General features: G+C 43.3%; 17 protein-coding genes. 3 read left to right on the top strand and 14 right to left on the bottom strand.

Going from position 1 to position 17458, the window contains the following annotated elements; translation table 11 throughout:
- Positions 1 to 2 precede the first annotated feature (2 nt).
- Both IHE35_RS02560 and IHE35_RS02555 read right to left on the bottom strand, forming a co-directional pair.
- A complete protein-coding gene (locus tag IHE35_RS02560; RefSeq protein WP_242789142.1) occupies positions 3 to 974 on the bottom strand; it encodes a stealth family protein in 972 nt (323 codons plus the stop codon).
- Between the two features lie 53 nt (positions 975 to 1027).
- Complete coding sequence (locus IHE35_RS02555) at positions 1028 to 1801, bottom strand: glycosyltransferase (RefSeq protein ID WP_242789935.1); 774 nt, start codon at positions 1799 to 1801, stop codon at positions 1028 to 1030.
- A gap of 185 nt (positions 1802 to 1986) precedes the next feature.
- Between IHE35_RS02555 and IHE35_RS02550 the strand changes: the two genes are divergently transcribed.
- On the top strand, positions 1987 to 3156 hold the full coding sequence (locus tag IHE35_RS02550; RefSeq protein ID WP_242789141.1) for a nucleotide sugar dehydrogenase: 1170 nt from the start codon (positions 1987 to 1989) through the stop codon (positions 3154 to 3156).
- On the top strand, positions 3153 to 4175 hold the full coding sequence (locus IHE35_RS02545; RefSeq protein WP_242789127.1) for an NAD-dependent epimerase: 1023 nt from the start codon (positions 3153 to 3155) through the stop codon (positions 4173 to 4175). Before IHE35_RS02550 ends, IHE35_RS02545 begins: the two co-directional genes overlap by 4 nt.
- 58 nt (positions 4176 to 4233) lie before the next feature.
- Here IHE35_RS02545 and IHE35_RS02540 read toward each other — a convergent pair whose 3' ends face one another.
- From IHE35_RS02540 to mazG, 12 genes are all read right to left on the bottom strand, one after another.
- A complete protein-coding gene (locus tag IHE35_RS02540; protein WP_108619521.1) occupies positions 4234 to 5160 on the bottom strand; it encodes a branched-chain amino acid transaminase in 927 nt (308 codons plus the stop codon).
- A gap of 24 nt (positions 5161 to 5184) precedes the next feature.
- Positions 5185 to 7935 carry a bifunctional [glutamate--ammonia ligase]-adenylyl-L-tyrosine phosphorylase/[glutamate--ammonia-ligase] adenylyltransferase gene (glnE, locus tag IHE35_RS02535; protein ID WP_242789125.1) on the bottom strand — a complete coding sequence of 917 codons (2751 nt, stop codon included), beginning with the start codon at positions 7933 to 7935 and terminating at the stop codon, positions 5185 to 5187.
- Positions 7936 to 8013: 78 nt separating this feature from the next.
- Positions 8014 to 9291 carry a HAMP domain-containing sensor histidine kinase gene (locus IHE35_RS02530; RefSeq protein WP_242789123.1) on the bottom strand — a complete coding sequence of 426 codons (1278 nt, stop codon included), beginning with the start codon at positions 9289 to 9291 and terminating at the stop codon, positions 8014 to 8016.
- A gap of 630 nt (positions 9292 to 9921) precedes the next feature.
- A complete protein-coding gene (gene yjgA, locus IHE35_RS02525; protein ID WP_242789121.1) occupies positions 9922 to 10455 on the bottom strand; it encodes a ribosome biogenesis factor YjgA in 534 nt (177 codons plus the stop codon).
- 2 nt (positions 10456 to 10457) lie between these two features.
- Positions 10458 to 10727, bottom strand: coding sequence for an HPr family phosphocarrier protein (locus IHE35_RS02520; protein ID WP_008303424.1), 270 nt, complete (start codon positions 10725 to 10727; stop codon positions 10458 to 10460).
- Positions 10724 to 11575 (bottom strand): RNase adapter RapZ, encoded by an 852-nt coding sequence (rapZ, locus tag IHE35_RS02515; RefSeq protein WP_242789120.1) that lies wholly within the window; start codon positions 11573 to 11575, stop codon positions 10724 to 10726. Before rapZ ends, IHE35_RS02520 begins: the two co-directional genes overlap by 4 nt.
- A 14-nt stretch (positions 11576 to 11589) precedes the next feature.
- Positions 11590 to 12441 carry a pantoate--beta-alanine ligase gene (gene panC, locus IHE35_RS02510; RefSeq protein ID WP_242789118.1) on the bottom strand — a complete coding sequence of 284 codons (852 nt, stop codon included), beginning with the start codon at positions 12439 to 12441 and terminating at the stop codon, positions 11590 to 11592.
- A gap of 1 nt (position 12442) precedes the next feature.
- A complete protein-coding gene (panB, locus tag IHE35_RS02505) occupies positions 12443 to 13252 on the bottom strand; it encodes a 3-methyl-2-oxobutanoate hydroxymethyltransferase (protein ID WP_242789101.1) in 810 nt (269 codons plus the stop codon).
- A gap of 52 nt (positions 13253 to 13304) precedes the next feature.
- A complete protein-coding gene (gene folK / locus IHE35_RS02500) occupies positions 13305 to 13790 on the bottom strand; it encodes a 2-amino-4-hydroxy-6-hydroxymethyldihydropteridine diphosphokinase (protein WP_242789087.1) in 486 nt (161 codons plus the stop codon).
- Entirely contained in the window at positions 13787 to 15256 is a 1470-nt protein-coding gene (gene pcnB / locus IHE35_RS02495) for a polynucleotide adenylyltransferase PcnB (protein ID WP_242789084.1), read from the bottom strand. The genes folK and pcnB overlap by 4 nt, the downstream gene beginning before the upstream one ends.
- 136 nt (positions 15257 to 15392) lie before the next feature.
- On the bottom strand, positions 15393 to 15818 hold the full coding sequence (locus IHE35_RS02490; RefSeq protein ID WP_242789082.1) for a ComEA family DNA-binding protein: 426 nt from the start codon (positions 15816 to 15818) through the stop codon (positions 15393 to 15395).
- Entirely contained in the window at positions 15775 to 16590 is an 816-nt protein-coding gene (mazG, locus tag IHE35_RS02485; protein ID WP_242789080.1) for a nucleoside triphosphate pyrophosphohydrolase, read from the bottom strand. The genes IHE35_RS02490 and mazG overlap by 44 nt, the downstream gene beginning before the upstream one ends.
- Positions 16591 to 16679: 89 nt before the next feature.
- On the opposite strand from mazG, the gene IHE35_RS02480 reads away from it, so the two are divergent.
- Positions 16680 to 17453 carry an SDR family oxidoreductase gene (locus tag IHE35_RS02480; RefSeq protein WP_242789077.1) on the top strand — a complete coding sequence of 258 codons (774 nt, stop codon included), beginning with the start codon at positions 16680 to 16682 and terminating at the stop codon, positions 17451 to 17453.
- Positions 17454 to 17458 lie beyond the last annotated feature (5 nt).

The following is a 17458-nucleotide window of genomic DNA, read 5'->3' as shown; positions in this document are numbered from 1 at the left end:
CTCTAAACCAAAAGTGAATTAGGTAAATAACCAGCCAGTTTTTGCTGCATGGCATCACTTACCTGTTTTGCTTCTGCTGGATTCAATTGATCCAGGCTCTGAATGCAACCATATTTTATTGCAGGATTATCTAGAGCTGAAACGAAACTGTCGAGACTACTTTCATTTTTCAGATAAGCCAATTCAATATCAGGCTTCAGCTCAGCTTGCTGCTTTTGAATCTTGATATGATTCATCAGTGAAATGGGATTAAGCTGCTCTACACTGCGGAACTTGTATTTAATCTGGGTTTCCAGCAACTGTGGATGAGCCAATAAATAATCCTTTAAGGCATGACGATCGACGATATGCGGGTAATGATGAATTTCAAAAAACTTTTTAAAACCCAGGATATCCGCACCCAGCATTTGTGCAATCATATGCTTGGGCTGAATCGGCTTGCCAAATTGGCGCTGCAAAAATTGACGATATTTCAACTTTGTCTTCAGCGCAAAACTGCTTTGCCAGTGACCATAAATCACCAAACTATTACCGTTTAGAAAATCTTCTGGCTGCGCAGTTGAATTAAAGAAAAAATCATCATTTAAATAAATAAAGTAGTCTGATAATCCTTCAATATTCCACAACATACTTTCGATCGAGCGGGTATTGAAAGTTGGCAAATGCTGCTCATAACCTCTAAAAATTTCACGATGATCGACGACACGAATTTTATCGGAAGAACATAAGCCTTGCGCAGCAAATTCATCAATAAATTCTGGACGCTGATTATCAGTTACTACAAAAATATGGCGGCAAAAAGGTACATATTTCAGGATTGAAGCAATGTTGTAGTAGATTTCATTATCACTGGCGAAACGGGTATCACTGACTGCGTCTGATGCATCTTCTCCAGTCAGATATTTATGCCGTTTCTTTTTTAATTCAAGATCATTGCCATCCACCCAGGCAATTACAATATCAATCTGCTGCATTCACTTTATCACTTAAAATAGGTACCTGATTGCTTAATTATTACATCTAATAATTATTGCCATGCATCTTTGATCCATTGCGATGGCAACACATAACGGTACCATTTGCCCCCGCCACCATTAATGGCATCTGGTGGATTGATTTCACCATGAAAAATAATAATTTTGACACCTTCAGGCTTCACCGGTGGCTTAAAATAAGCCATAGGAATTTTTTGCAGACAGTGATATTTATAGCTCTTACACCAAGAATCCGGCCAATAACTCAGTTTCTTTTCCTGATCAACATACCAGGATAAATAAGCCTGCTCGTTACGAAACTTCTGACGGATTTCATCAAAATGTTTACGGAAATATGGCATCAAACCAGGGAAAGCTCCCAGCTTGAAACGATAAACCGAGCTATTTCCGGTAATACGCCATGGACGCTTCCAGTCATGAATAATCAGGAAATCACCCGGATGGGTAAAGAAGCTATCGATATTATCGACAATCACGACATCTAAATCGAGGAAAAGCGCATTCCCCTTTAAGCCATATAAATCAGGCTCAAAGGTTGATAACTTATTCCAGCCACGTTCAGGGCTACCTGCTGGCAGGGCTAATGGTGGAATGGGAAAACATTCAACTGCAGGATCAATCCCTTCAGTACGGTCTGTCAGGCACACCATTTTAAAGTCAACCGTAGTATGACGCTTGACCATATTGTATAAACGATTGACGTACTCTGCTCCATATTTGGTGCCCCACTTCATACATAGCACAATATTCTGTTCAGACGGTGTATTCGTCTGACCTGACAGTGAGTCGTTTACGTTTTCCTGCATGTATTCATCTTCCACCAGCATTCTGCGCCTTATCATACCATCTCTAAAGCAAAGTTACTCCCCTGCTTTTCAACACCTTCATCATACTCAAAAATACTTTATGGTATGATGTGAAATCGCCTTGAGAACACCCAATATTGGCTTGAGCTCTGGCTTCCCTATTAAAAACACATAATCAGGTTGATATGAAAATAGCAGTTGCAGGCACCGGTTACGTCGGCCTTTCCAATGCCATGATCTTCTCACAACATCATGAAGTCGTGGCATTAGATATTATTGATAATAAAGTTGAAATGTTGAATCAGAAGATTTCCCCAATTCAGGATCCTGACATTTCAACTTTTTTAAGTGAAAAGCCACTGAACTTCCGTGCAACAACTGACAAATTTGATGCCTATCAGAACGCAGATTTTGTCATTATCGCAACACCTACTGATTACGATACTAAAACTAATTATTTTAATACCCAAAGCGTTGAAAGCGTCATTCGTGATGTGACCGAGATCAATCCTCAAGCGGTCATGATTATTAAGTCCACCATTCCGGTAGGCTTCACCAAAACTATAAAAGAGAAATTTAATACAGAAAATATTATTTTCTCTCCCGAGTTCTTGCGTGAAGGCAAGGCATTACACGATAACCTTTATCCATCACGTATTATTGTTGGAGAGAAGTCAGAGCGTGCTCAACAATTCGCAGACATGCTGATTGAAGGGGCAATCAAAAAAGACAGTCCTGTTCTGTTTACTGACTCAACCGAAGCTGAAGCAATCAAATTATTTGCCAATACCTATCTCGCTATGCGCGTGGCTTTCTTCAATGAACTGGATACCTATGCACAAACTTTCGGTTTGGATACTCAGCAAATTATTGAAGGTGTCTGTCTGGATCAGCGAATTGGCAACCACTATAACAACCCCTCCTTTGGTTATGGCGGCTACTGCCTACCAAAAGATACCAAACAGTTATTGGCGAACTATAGCCAGGTACCTAGCAATCTGATTCAGGCCATTGTGGATTCTAACCGCACCCGTAAAGACTTCATTGCCGATTCCATTTTGGCAAGGAATCCATCTGTGGTCGGGATTTATCGACTGGTCATGAAAAGTGGTTCAGATAACTTCCGCGCCTCAGCCATTCAAGGTGTGATGAAGCGTCTTAAGGCAAAGGGGGTTGAAGTTATTGTTTATGAGCCGACATTAAAGGAATCTGAGTTCTTTAAATCTAAAGTGATTACTGATTTAGAAGCTTTTAAACAGCAAGCGGATGTGATTATCACCAATCGTCAATCCAAAGATCTGAGTGATGTTGAGGATAAAGTTTATACACGTGATATTTTTGGAGGCGATGAATGAAAATTCTGGTAACTGGATCAGCAGGTTTTATTGGATTTCATGTTTCTAAAAAGCTTTTAGAACGTGGTGATGATGTCGTCGGTTTCGACAACATGAATGACTACTACGATCCAGCTTTAAAACAAGCACGTGTAGATCTGCTAATTCAAACTGCAGAACAGCAGTCAGGGCAGTTCAATTTTATTCATGCCAACCTTGCAGATAAAGCTGCTGTCGAAAAGTGTTTTCAGGAACATCAATTCGATCGCGTGATTCATCTGGCAGCACAAGCAGGTGTACGTTATTCAATTGAAAACCCGATGAGCTATGTGGAAAGTAATATTGTCGGTTTTACCAATATTATTGAAGCCTGCCGCTATGCTAAAACGCCACATCTGACCTATGCCAGCACCAGTAGTGTCTATGGTGCCAACACTACTATGCCTTTTAGTGAAAAGCATGGGGTCGACCATCCAATCCAGTTCTATGCAGCAACAAAGCGCGCCAATGAATTGATGGCACATAGCTATAGCCATTTATTCAAACTACCAACGACAGGGCTGCGCTTCTTTACCGTATATGGTCCTTGGGGCCGTCCGGATATGGCATTATTCAAGTTCACCAAGAATATTATTGAAGGCAAATCCATTCCAGTCTTTAACCATGGCAATCATACCCGTGATTTCACCTTTGTCGCAGACATTGCTGAAGGTGTGATCCGTTCCAGTGACCAGATTGCTGCACCAAATCCAGACTGGGATAGCAATTATCCTGATCCATCAACCAGCAATGCCCCGTTCCGTATCTTTAACATCGGAAATAATTCGCCAGTCAAACTGATTGAATATATCCGTGCCATTGAAAAAGCAGTCGGTAAAGAAGCCATTCTAGACTTACTTCCACTGCAGCCAGGCGATGTACCAGATACATTTGCAGATAGTTCTGCTTTAGAACAAAGCGTAGGTTATAAACCTTCAGTTTCTGTTGAAGATGGCGTAAAGCAGTTTGTTGACTGGTATCGGGATTTCTATCAGGTTTAATAGATTTTTCCAGCCATAAAAAAAAGGACTCAAACGAGTCCTTTTTTACCTGTTTAACTTATTTTACGTAAGTTAACCAGTGTGCATATTTAGGATCTTTACCCTGAACTGCATCAAAGTATGCTTTTTGGATTTGTGTTGTGATTGGACCACGAACACCTTCACCAATTTGACGATCATCGTATTCACGGATCGGTGTTACTTCTGCCGCTGTACCTGTGAAGAATGCTTCATCAGCGATATAGAATTCGTCACGTGTAATACGGCGTTCAACTACTTCATAACCAAGGTCTTTGGCAATGGTAATAATGGTTTGACGGGTAATACCATCAAGCGCACCACCTGCGATGTCAGGCGTATGAATCACGCCATCACGTACCAAGAATACGTTTTCGCCTGAACCTTGACACACATAACCTTGTGGATCAAGAAGCATTGCTTCGTCATAACCTGAGTGTGCAACTTCTTGGTGTGCAAGAATAGACAGCGTGTAGTTACCTGACGCTTTTGCTTTACACATGGTCACGTTAGGGTGGTGGTGAGTAAATGAAGAAGTTTTTACGCGAATACCCTTCGCCATTGCTTCATCACCCAGGTAAGCACCCCAGCTCCATGCAGCAACCACTGCATGAATCGTATTGTCAGTTGCAGCAATACCCAGTTTTTCAGAACCAATAAAGATAATTGGACGTAAATAGCAAGATGCTAATTTATTTTCACGAACAACATCAATTTGAGCTTGTTCTAACGCTGCCTGATCAAATGGAACTTTCATTTGATAAATTTTTGCAGAATTAAGTAAACGTTTGGTGTGTTCTTTCAGACGGAAAATAGCCGTTCCATTCGGGGTTTCATAAGCACGGACACCTTCGAACACGCCCATGCTGTAGTGCAAGGTATGTGTTAATACGTGAGTTTTTGCCTCACGCCAATCTACCAGTTGTCCGTCTTGCCAAATGAAACCATCACGATCAGCCAAATTCATGCCACAAACTCCAATTTTTCACAATTATTCACTATCCAGTGCAAATACTGCACTTGGATCAATCAGTCTTTGCCATAACTTGCAAACGGTCTTTCGGGTATCGTGCCAGTCGCTTGCAGACACTTGCATGGATTGATTTGCAAGGGCTAAGCGGTGGCTCTCGGCGCGTTCACGGAGATAAGCTTGAATCAGAGCAGTCGCATCGTCGCTGGATAAGCAACCTGATTTTGCGGCATCCTCAAGGATTCTTACATTGTCGGAGTAATGGGCGAGATCTTTATTCGTCCCACTCCAAGCTAACACCGCATACTGTGCCATAAATTCGATATCTACGATACCACCTGCATCCTGTTTTAAATGAAAAATCCCATCTTTTTTTTGCTCTTTTGAAGAACCCAGATGATCTTTCATTTTCTGACGCATTTTTAGTACTTCTTCACGCACATGACAGATATCCCGTTTTTGGGTCAAGATATCACAGCGCAATATCTCGAATTTTTTACGTAAACTCATTTCACCTGCGATTGAACGGGCACGTACCAAGGCTTGATGTTCCCAGAGCCAGGCACTCTTAAACTGATACTGTTCAAAGGCTTTCAGACTGGTAACCAATAAACCTGCTTCCCCTGAAGGACGTAAGCGGGTATCAACCTCATAGACCCGACCATCTAAGGTTTGCGTAGTCATCAGCGACATCAGCTTTTGTGCCACACGCATGGCAAACTCAAAACCACTAATTGGCTTCAAGCCGTCTGTGTCGGCCTGTTCATTCATAAAGTGTATAAATACTAGATCCAGGTCCGAGCCATAACCGAGCTCGATACCGCCTACTTTGCCATAACCAATCACGGCAAAAGCAGTATGGTCGACTGAACAACGCTGACCCTCTGCATCTAATGGGAAACCATGCTTTTTCGCCACGATCTGATAGGCTAAATGCAAGGCAGCATTCACAGACACTTCTGCAATATCAGTCAAAGCATCGGATACTTTCATCAAGGGACTTTCTGCCAAGACATCACTGGCAGCAACAGCAAGCACATTGGATTTTTTAAACAGGCGCAATACCCGCATCTGATCTTCCATCTGATCCAGTTCAATACGCAACAACTGCTGACGTAGAGAATCTTCAAGATCCTTGCGCTTTGGTAGCTCAAAATCCATAGACAGGAATTCATCCAGCAGCACCGGATAATGGGTTAATTCTTCACAGATCCACGGACTGACAGTTGCCATCTTGACCAGACGCTGAAGTGCACCTTTACTCTCAATTAACATTACCAGATATACCGTACGGCGCATTACCGATTCCACCAAGGGCATCAGTCGTACCAGTGCTGTCTGCGGATCATCTGACTGCAAAACTGCTTCGATTAAATGTGGCCAAAAAGTTTTTAAACGCTGTAAGGCTTTGGCTGGCAGTTTTTTTAAGGTATTGCTGTTCCAGAACCCATACACCAGATTCCGGGCATTTTCATCTAGCACTGCACTTAACTGCTGTTCTAGTTGGGTAAAACTTGAGAGCTGAGTTTCTGGACCATTCTCTTTAATCAGATGTTCAAACTGGTAAATCACTTTGGCACGTTTCTGATCCAATACCTCCATAAATGCTGCCCAGTCAGCAAAGCCCAATGTATCAACAATGCGTTGGCGAGGATCATCTTCAGTAGGTAATAATTGAGTTTGCTGATCATTCAGTGCCTGAATCGCGTGTTCAACCCGACGCAGGAACAGATAAGCATCTTCCAGTTCCTGTACTGCCTGCTCATCCAGCAATTCAGCATCATCCAGATGATTCAGATTCACCAGACACTGGCGATCCTGCAATTCAAGCTTGGCTCCGCCGTAAATCAACTGGAAAACCTGCACGATAAACTCGACTTCACGAATTCCGCCAGCTCCGAGCTTGATATCATCTTCTATATTCCGGCGTTGTACTTCACGCTCGATCATGGCTTTCATTTCGCGCATGGCTTCAAAAGCACTGTAGTCGACGTATTTACGGAATACAAATGGTCGGGTCATCTCCAGCAATTCATCGCCTTCCGGACTTGGATTGACTATCCGTGCCTTGATCCAGGCATAACGTTCCCATTCACGGCCATGCTGACTGAGATATTTTTCTAGAGCCACATGACTGATTGCTAAGGGTGAACCATCTCCCCAAGGACGCAGACGCATATCAACACGGAAGACAAAACCATCCGAGGTAATATGATCCAGCAGGTAAATCAGCTTTTGTCCCCACAAAATGCAGAACTGCTGCACATCAATACATTTACGCCCATCTGTTTCGCCCTGCTCATCAAAAGCAAAGATCAGGTCAATATCACTAGAAAGATTGAGTTCCTGAGCACCGAGCTTACCCATAGCAATTACGATTAACTCTTGTACCTTGCCGTTATAGCCAATCGGTTGACCATATTTGGCAACTAAGGGAATACGGGCAAAATCTTTGGCGGCACAAATGGTGGCATCAGCAAAATCAGAAAGTTCACGCGTGAGAGTAATAACATCAATGAGCTGATTGGCATCCTGCCAGATCCAGCGAAACATCAGGCGGGCACGCAGAGTACGTAATGTACTCATCCATTGATCTTCATCACTAATATTAGCAAGGGTATCTGTGACAGATTGTTTGATTTGTGCAGGACTTAAAGCATGCTGAAAATGATCAACTGCATAGTCCTGCTGCAACAAGGCAGCGTGTCTGGACAATACCTGCTCGGCATATTGGCTTGCCCTTAAAGTCTTCTGCAATTGTACTTCGTTCATTTCCAGTCCTTGTCACCTGCAAGATTTTTTCTAGTTATAACAGGTGACTGGCAGCGCTGTGAATGCCTTAAATGGAAATTAATTTTTTTCTTTTAATGCACCTGCCGGTTCTGCAAGCGCCAGTGCCTGATGTTCGTTGGTGGCTTTTGGCAGCAATACACTAAAGGTCGTGCCCTGACCTTCTTTAGAGTCTACATAAATTTGACCATGATTCAGGTCGACAAATCGCTTACACAATACCAGACCAAGACCTGCACCTTTTTCATTATCGGTACCTTTCACACTCACCGTCAGATTTGGCTTAAACAGATTTTGAATCTGTTCTTCGGTCATGCCTAGTCCAGTATCCCGCACGCTGATTCTGACCAGTTCGTCTTCAGCTTCAGCTGTCAAAATGACCTGCCCTTGCTGATTGGTTGGGGTAAATTTCAATGCATTGGAGACCAGATTTTGCAGCACTGAAGTAATCATGTTGATATCGGCACTGACTTTGATGCCTTCAGGAATATGATCAATCAGGTCAATTTTTTTCTTCAATGCCAGACTTTTCAGTACATCGCAAACAATTTTACTGGACTGTTTTAGCTCAAAGTTGATCGGATGGTAAACAAAGCGTCCACCTTCGGCCATCGCCCAAGTCAGCAGGCTTTCCAGCAAATTATAAGTCGACTTGGCGTTTTCACAGAGATAATCAGCAATATTTTGGATACTCGATTCATCTAAACTGTCTCGCTCTTCAGCCAAAACTTCAGAAAATCCAAGTAAGCCATGGAATGGTGCACGTAAATCATGTGCAATGATTTGGAAAAATTTAGTCTTACTATAATTTTGCGAGCATTGCTGCTCATATAATTCTTTAAGCTCATTATAGTCCTCATGTAATTTGATCAATCCAACCAAACCATCTGCAAACTCTTGCACGAGTTTGATATCTTCGGGGTCAAATGATGTGTGTTGATGATCAAAAAAGACGGCATGACCAATGGAATGAGTTTCGTCCACCATTAAATTAAAAGAGATAATTCGATTGTGACTTACCCCTAAATTTCGAACGTAATTTGACATCCCCATATATTCAGGGTGGCTTGCATCGATATAAGGTTCAGTATTTAAATAATTGAGCAAATGTAAATCTTTGGGGGTATCAAACGCCCAAAAACCACTTGAGGAGCTATACCAAATATAAGGCTCTTTATGAAAACCTAAAAAGCTTTTTTCAATTTTTAAAATTCGGCGTGCAATTTTGACAAAAGTATCAATCAGGTTATTCGAGGTATACACCCCTAAAATCAAAGACAAACGACAAGCACTCAGCTTTTCTGTATTTTGACCCACCTCTAACAGGTTAAGTTTCATAGACGCCTCTCTTTGAGTTTTAGTAGTTGCATCAGCGACTAAATTTGTACAATCAATAACAAAGTTTATAAAGAGCCTCAACCACAAAATATATCAAGGTGATGAAATTTTCCATACTCGGTATTTTTTTTAATTTCACCTAAAAATCAGTTTTTAGCTAATCTCTTTCACTTTAATTATTCGCTCAATGAATATAAAGCCATGTGCTTTTTCTCTATTTTTTCATGTTGAATTCAATCGCAATAGCCTAAAAATGGGATATCTTGCCAAAAACACAAGAGAAAACCTGAATTATTTCTTAAAGATAGCCTCCTGATCTCATGTTTAACCCCATGCAGCACCCAATGCATTTAACACTTGAACTTAAAAGCGTGCACAACAAAATCTGTTTATTTTGACTCAAAATTTAACATTAAGTCAAAAAACAGGTCCTTTATAAACAGAAACACTACATTGGCAAAAAATGACACGCACATAGTTTTTGTCCAACAATACGACCGATTTAAGTGTAAAAACCTGCTACAAGGTCTCTTTAAATATTCACGTATTCCCAACAACAAGGCATCATTTTCACAACTCTATCATCAAAAAAACGACCCGATAAGGTCGCCTTCCGGATGGAGTTTAAGATTAGTGATCTGAAATTAATGCCACTTGCTGTACATAGTTAAACAGCTTTAGCTTCGATGCTGCAACTTCTTCTTCAGGTGCCTGATTTTTTAGATCACGATGTACGCGCAGATAATGCTGACGTAAGGTATGACGTTCTGTTGCATTATAGGTTTTGGTAAATTCATTAATCGCCGGATCACCATCTTTGACAATACGGTCAACCCAACGTTGTAATTGTGCTGTCTTTTTCAAACCTTGTTTAGGGGTCAGATAAGACAGAATCACGGTTTCATTTTCGTTACGTAGTAATTTACCAATACGGGAGAATTGGCGACGACGTGCTTCATGTGAACTAATTTGCTGAACATCCAGCAAGGCTTCAATCAAACGCTCTTCAACAGGAAGGTTCTTGATTTGTTTCGCACTCAGTTCTGCCAACTGTGCGCCTAAAGCTGCCATTCGCTGAACTGCTTTTTTCTGTTCGGTTTTACTTGCGCGTCCCTCTAAAGATTCGAAATCTTCTTCAGTTAAACTGCTCGGTCGACGTGCCACGATTAATCTGCCTCATAAAATTTTGCCGCAAACAGTGCCTGAATTTCAGATAAAGCTTTTTCTTCATCTGCTCCTTCAAGCACCAAGCGTAATGTTGTGCCTTTGCCCGCTCCTAGCATGAGCAAGGACATGATATTTTTTGCATCAACGAGCTTGTCACCCTTACCAATCTGAATATTGGAACGAAATTTGGTGGTGACTTCAATGAGCTTACCCGATGCACGCGCATGTAAACCCAATTTGTTAATTACGTCAACCGTCGTATCAATCATGACCAGTGCTTCATTTCTCGGTGGAGGACTTGAACAGACCATTTTGCCTCAAGCGCTTTTTTTAGTCTATCCACAATATAAACAGAACGATGTTGACCACCGGTACAACCTACAGAAACTGTGATGTAGTGACGGTGCCCTTCAGAAAAAGCCGGCAGCCATTTTTCCAAAAAATGGTAAATATCCTGGAACATGTCTTCCACCTGCTCACTCTTTTGAAGGAAAGTCTGTACAGGCTGATCCAGTCCGGAAAATTTACGCAGTTCCAGATCCCAGTGTGGGTTGGGCAGATGACGCACATCAAAGACATAATCGGCATCCAATGGAATACCATGCTTGTAACCAAAGGACTGTAAAATCAGAATCAGGTTATCTGTCTGACCGAGCTTATGCAGCAGGGTATGCTTCAGGTCATGCACACTTTTGTCAGAAGTATCGATATGTACCGTTGAGCGCAACTGGATCGGAAGCAAAAGTAACTTTTCTTCCTGAATGCATTCATTCAGACTTTTAAAACGTGCAGCCAGTGGATGTGGACGGCGTGAAGCACTGAAACGTGCAATCAGCTCCTGATCCTGGGTGGTCAGATAAATGACATCGACTGTGCCATGCTGTTGCAGCTGTTCGAAGACATGATCAAACTCTTGCAGATCAGCCCGGGTACTACGAACATCCACCCCTAACGCCAACTGTTCCAGATTATTTTCCTGATCCAGTTTCGCTACAATTTCAGGAAGCAGTGCCAGCGGCAGGTTATCGATACAGTAATAACCCAGATCTTCCAGCACCTGCAAGGCAGATGACTTACCTGAACCAGATTGGCCTGTCACAATTAAGATGCGCTTCATGCACTGCTACCCTATTAATGACTTGCAGAATATTTCACCTGCAAATTGTCGATCAAACGTGTCTTACCCAGTTTCGCCGCAATGAATAACACAAGATCCTGATTAAATTCATTAATCTTTTGTAATTCTGGCGTACGTACCTCAATATAATCTACCACAAATCCGGCATCAGTGAGTGTCTGACGAATGTCAGTCAACACTGCATCCAATGCTGCACCTTCATGCAACTGCTGCTCCGCTGCTTTTAAGCTACGGTAGATAGTTGGCGCAGTCTGGCGTTCCTGCTCAGTCAGATAACCATTCCGTGAACTCAACGCCAAACCATCTTCAGCACGCGCAATCGGCACCCCAATCACTTCCAGTGGAATATTCAAGTCTTGTACAAATTGGCGAATCACTGCCAGCTGCTGGTAATCTTTTTCACCGAAGAAAGCATAGCTTGGCTGAACTATGTTAAACAATTTTGTCACAACGACTGCCACACCATCAAAATGACTTGGACGCTGCAAACCACACAGGTCATTGGTGATATCAGATACGCTGATATTGGTCAGACGTGGTTTATTGCCATACATCTGTTCGACGGTTGGTACAAAGACGATGTCACAACCTACTTCAGCGAGTAATTGCTGATCCTGCTCCAAGGTACGTGGATAGTTATCAAAATCTTCGTTTGGCCCAAACTGAATCGGATTCACAAAGATACTGACCACCACCACATCACATAATTTACGCGCTTCACGCACCAGATTTAGGTGACCTTGGTGCAGATTCCCCATAGTAGGTACAAAGCCAATAATTTTACGTGCTGAACGAGCCGGGTTTAACGATGCTGCCAAACCCTGGATTGTAGTTTCTGTTTTCATCTTATAACTCAACCTGGAAGGTATGTTCAGGTGCAGGGAATGAGCTGTCTAGTACGGCAGCATGATAGGCCTTAAATGCATCCAGGATTGCATTGGCACCTGATTGTTCTTTCATAAAGTTACGTACAAATTTGGCCGTATGACCAAAGTTCAGGCCCAGCATGTCTTGCACCACAAGTACTTGGCCATCTGTATCTACACCCGCGCCAATACCAATCACTGGAATTTCCGGGAATAGCTCAGCAACTTCTTTACCAAGTTGTGCAGGCACACATTCAAGCAATAACAAGGCAGCACCCGCCTCAACCACAGCCTTACAGTCAGCAAGCAGCTGATCAGCCGCTGCTCGGCTACGTGCCTGTAATTTATAACCGCCAAAAACATTCACCGATTGTGGTGTCAAACCGAGGTGTACACAAACTGGAATACCATTACGTGTCATGACCTGCACGGTTTCAGCCAGCCATGCACCACCTTCCAGCTTGACCATCTGAGCACCAGCCTGCATCACAGTACGGGCGCTTTGCAATGCATCATTCAATGTGGCATAGCTCATGAATGGCAGATCCGTCAGAATAAAGGCATGCTGATTCGCACGGCGCACTGCAGCAGTATGATAGGCCATATCAGCGACTGTCACTGGCAAAGTAGAATCATGACCCTGAATGGTCATGCCCAGAGAATCCCCGATCAGAATAGTATCTACTTCGGCAATTTCCATGGCTTTGGCCATGCTGGCATCGTAGCAGGTCAGACAGGAGAATTTACGGCCGTCCGCCTTGAATCGTCTTAAGTCACTCAGACTGATCATGAAGCTGTTCCTCTCTTATTGACGTTCTCGCGAACATACCAATAACTAAAAATTAAATATTTGCCCAATTCGTGCGATCAAGGATCGTCAAGGTTGATTGTTTTACGATGTTTAGGTCTTTTAATGCTTGTCCATTCAGCTGTAATTCAGTATCAAGATCCAACAACGGCAATAATACAAAATCGCGTTCCATTACACCGACATGCGGCACAGTCAAACGCTCATTCTGAATACGTTCATCACCGTAGATGAGCAAGTCCAGATCTAGCGTACGTTCACCCCAGTGACGTAAACGTACCCGGCCTGCTTCCTGTTCCAATGCCTGTAGACGATCCAGCAGATCAAGTGGTGCCAGATCCGTGATCAACTGCACCGCAGCATTATGATAATTCGGCTGATCCTGTGGACCCATTGGTGGACTTTGATACAGATGTGAAACTTTTACAGCGCCCAGTGTTGCCAGCTTTTGTACCGCTTCGGCCATAATCTGGCGTGAATCACCAAGATTACTACCTAAGCCAATATAAGTAATAGTCATTGTGTCGGTCCAAAAACAACTTGGCTTAAATCACGCTGTACACGCTTACGCTTCATAATTGGATGATCTGGTCCAATCTCACCGTTGGCACTGGCTGCTGCATGGGAAACCGATCTGGTTTCTGCTGCCTGTTTAGGCTTACGGGTACGACGACTACGTGGTTCTGGCTCATTGACCAATGGCTCAATTTCAGTGGTTTCCTGAGCAGCCAGACGCTGTTCCAGATGCTCTTCCTGAGTCGCTTTACGACGGCTCTTGGCTCTCTGACGGTTATACTGTGCAATCGCACGTTCTTTTTCATCACCGCCCATTTGCTGATAAGCATCCCACCAGCTGCCCATGCCCTGCGCCGTTTCATCACCTGATTTTTCACGGAGTAACAGGAAGTCAAAGCCGGCACGGAAACGCGCATGACCAGACAGCGCTTCAATTTGCTGTGGTTTTGGATTCAACAGACGGGTCTGCATTTCCCAAACCTCACGAATAAAGGTTTCCGCAAAACGTGGAATGATGGTACGGGTTGCCTGACGCTTTAACACGTCCAAGCCGGCTTGAGCACGTGCTTCAGCAGGTATAATGCCTTTACTCAGGTAGAAATCACAACGTTCCAGGAAGGGCTTCCATAATAATACCGCATAGAAGAAAGCTGGATTAATCGTCTTGCCAATCGAGATGCGTTGATCGGTATTGGTCGCAGCACGTTCAATAAACGGCGTGATTTCAGGTTTAATCTCTGCAAACAGCTGACGCCAGATCCCAAAGTCAATCAGCATTGGTAATACGCGGTTTAGATGGCCCATGGTGAACAGCTTCTGCGACTCATCATAAAGACGATGCGGAGAGACATCACGAAGCAGCTGGGTCATCTCTGGCGTAAAGATATCCAGAATCGCTTCATCAATATTGAAGTTTAATTTTGCTGCAAAACGCAATGTACGCAGCATACGGACTGGATCTTCTTCAAACCGGAGCGTTGGATCACCCAGCAGACGCAGGGTTTTGTGTTTAATATCATCTACTGCATTGCAGAAATCCAGCACGATGCCTTTACGTGGCTGGTAATACATTGCATTAATCGAGAAATCGCGGCGAGCAAAGTCCTGCTCAATCGTACCCCAGTTATTGTCACGCAGAATCATGCCTTGAGCCGAAGTCACGGCCTTTTTCGGCGGTGCACGGAAAGTCGCAACTTCTACCAGTTCGCGACCAGAATAGACATGAGCCAGTTCAAAACGACGTCCGATAATACGGCAACGTCGCCCGAATACTTCTTTGACCTGAGCGGGAGTTGCGTTAGTGACAGCATCGAAATCTTTAGGGTTCAAGCCCAGCATCAGATCTCGTACACTACCACCAACAATATAAGCTTCATAGCCAGCCTTGTTTAAGGCATCAATCACATCGAGGATATAAGAAGGTAATTGAGCGGTTGATAAACCACATTTTGACGCGCGCAAAGTTTGCAAAAGACGCTGTCTCCTACGTCTGAACGTAAAATTCTAAGATGACGCTAATCATATCGCTTACACAGCTAAAGGGCAATTTGATTATGTCAATCCTGCGCATAGCAATGATTGAGAATTCACTTTAAATTTACATGATTTACAGTGCCAGTCGAGCCTGATTTTTAGCAAATAGTACCGGGCCAATTCCCTTGACCAGCTGAATATCTTCAACACGTTTAAACTTGCCATGCGTGTTGCGATATTCAATGATCGCTTCTGCTTTCTTCTGACCAATGCCATGCAGCTGCTGCAACTGCTCAACCGTAGCGGAATTCAGTCGAATCTTGTCTGCACTGGAAACTGCGGAAAGCTCTGGTTTTGCCAGATAGTGATTGCTATGCTTTTGAATAGTCTGATTCTGCTGTTGCTTAAGCCGGGCATCGTATTGTTGCTGTTTAGCCTTCCAGTCGGCATAACTTTCATTCTGAGCAGCCGCTGCAAACGAACTGCCCAGTACAGATAAAATTGTGAGGAGGATGCTAATCAGTCCTCTGCTGATTGGCTGAAGTTTTATTATTTTCATGCGTGGCCCGTTGTTTTATTTCTTGTTTCGCCTGTTCCCACAACTGATCCAATTCAATCAGTGACAGGTCTTCTATATTCAGATTCTGTTGTGCTGCCTGATGCTCCATCAAGGCAAATCGAGTACGGAATTTATGGATGGTACCTAATAACGCCATCTCACTCGAGATGCCAAGTTTACGACCAACATTTACCAGTGAAAATAAGCAATCACCAAATTCTTCCAGAATTTCGTCGGAATTCTGTCCCGCCCTTGCCTCTTTGAATTCACCCAGCTCTTCTTCAAGCTTAGCAAATGCACCCTCTATATCAGGAAAATCAAAGCCAATCTTCGCGACATTTTTCTGGATTTCATCCGCTTGTACCAACGCCGGTGCATGTTTCACCTCATCCAGACGGGAACGCGGCTTACCCTGTTTTTCTTGTGCCTTAATCTGCTTCCAGAGTACAGATACATCTTCAGGACTAAGTTTGGAAAACTGTTCAGCCTGAAATACATGCGGATGACGGCGGATCAATTTATCACTAATAGCCTGTACCACATCCTGAAAATTAAAGGCCCCTTGCTCACTGTACATCTGCGACTGAAAAACCACTTGTAACAACAGATCACCAAGCTCATCACGTACATCTTCGGCCTTACCGGAACGAACAGCCGCTTCAACTTCATACGCCTCTTCAATTGCATAACGCGTTAATGATTCAGGCGTCTGCTGCTGATCCCAAGGACATTTTTCACGTAGTTCACGCATGATGCTCAGTAATTGTTCCACCTAAAAACCTCTTTATCTTATCGGACCATAAATAACTTTTGCTCAATGTTTGTTATGCTCTAAAAACAATCAACATGGAGGTGAGCTCAATGCACAGTATCTTTATTAGCGGTGCAGCACAAGGAATCGGTGCTGCGGTTGCTACCCTATTTTGCCGCGAAGGTTATAAGGTTGGTATTTATGATCTGAATATGAGCCTTGCCGAACAACTGGCTGAACAGCTTGGACCAAATGCACACGCTGGCCATCTGGATGTTGCCAGTTATGAGTCCTGGCAAACCGCCTTACAGGATTTTAATGCCTGGGCAGGTAGGATCAATATTCTGGTCAATAATGCCGGTATTCTCTATTCAGGAAATTTTGAAAAGACCCCTATTGAAGCACACCACCGCACAGTCGATATTAATATTAAAGGTGTCATCAATGGCTGTCATGCGGCTTTCCCTTTTCTGGAGCGTGCTGCCTTTGCCCGGGTCATTAACCTTTCCTCTGCTTCTGCGATCTATGGTCAGGCTGATCTTGCTTCCTATGCCACCAGTAAATTTGCCGTACGAGGACTGACTGAAAGTCTGGATATTGAATGGCACAAGCATGGTATTCGGGTCATGGATGTGATGCCACTTTTTGTGAGCACTGCAATGGTTCAGGATATGCAGGCAGAAAGCATCAAAAAAATGGGCGTGCATTTGAGTGCGGAAGATGTCGCCCAGGATATTTTAAAACTGGTACAGCGCAAGGACAGTTTACTGGTGCCTACCCATCAGCCCGTCGGTTTTAAAAGCCAGTTTTTATACCATCTGTCACGTTTAAGTCCGCAGTTTGTGAATCGTATGAGTAATCTGCTGATTGCCCGGAAATCCTGATTTTT

Origin of the sequence: Acinetobacter sp. ASP199 (assembly GCF_022700675.1) — a bacterium.
In the GTDB taxonomy this organism is placed as follows: domain Bacteria; phylum Pseudomonadota; class Gammaproteobacteria; order Pseudomonadales; family Moraxellaceae; genus Acinetobacter.
The sequence above is the reverse complement of the archived record's forward strand: the minus strand, read 5'-3'. Positions and strand labels throughout refer to the sequence as shown.

Coding starts and splice junctions, on each gene's coding strand:
- folK (WP_242789087.1), bottom strand. CDS start 13,790: ATGACTATTACTTATATTGGCTTAGGTAGTAATCTTGGTGATTCACGC.
- IHE35_RS02480 (WP_242789077.1), top strand. CDS start 16,680: ATGCACAGTATCTTTATTAGCGGTGCAGCACAAGGAATCGGTGCTGCG.
- IHE35_RS02490 (WP_242789082.1), bottom strand. CDS start 15,818: ATGAAAATAATAAAACTTCAGCCAATCAGCAGAGGACTGATTAGCATC.
- IHE35_RS02555 (WP_242789935.1), bottom strand. CDS start 1,801: ATGCAGGAAAACGTAAACGACTCACTGTCAGGTCAGACGAATACACCG.
- IHE35_RS02530 (WP_242789123.1), bottom strand. CDS start 9,291: ATGAAACTTAACCTGTTAGAGGTGGGTCAAAATACAGAAAAGCTGAGT.
- IHE35_RS02540 (WP_108619521.1), bottom strand. CDS start 5,160: ATGAATTTGGCTGATCGTGATGGTTTCATTTGGCAAGACGGACAACTG.
- IHE35_RS02550 (WP_242789141.1), top strand. CDS start 1,987: ATGAAAATAGCAGTTGCAGGCACCGGTTACGTCGGCCTTTCCAATGCC.
- panC (WP_242789118.1), bottom strand. CDS start 12,441: ATGAAAACAGAAACTACAATCCAGGGTTTGGCAGCATCGTTAAACCCG.
- panB (WP_242789101.1), bottom strand. CDS start 13,252: ATGATCAGTCTGAGTGACTTAAGACGATTCAAGGCGGACGGCCGTAAA.
- IHE35_RS02545 (WP_242789127.1), top strand. CDS start 3,153: ATGAAAATTCTGGTAACTGGATCAGCAGGTTTTATTGGATTTCATGTT.
- IHE35_RS02520 (WP_008303424.1), bottom strand. CDS start 10,727: ATGATTGATACGACGGTTGACGTAATTAACAAATTGGGTTTACATGCG.
- rapZ (WP_242789120.1), bottom strand. CDS start 11,575: ATGAAGCGCATCTTAATTGTGACAGGCCAATCTGGTTCAGGTAAGTCA.
- glnE (WP_242789125.1), bottom strand. CDS start 7,935: ATGAACGAAGTACAATTGCAGAAGACTTTAAGGGCAAGCCAATATGCC.
- IHE35_RS02560 (WP_242789142.1), bottom strand. CDS start 974: ATGCAGCAGATTGATATTGTAATTGCCTGGGTGGATGGCAATGATCTT.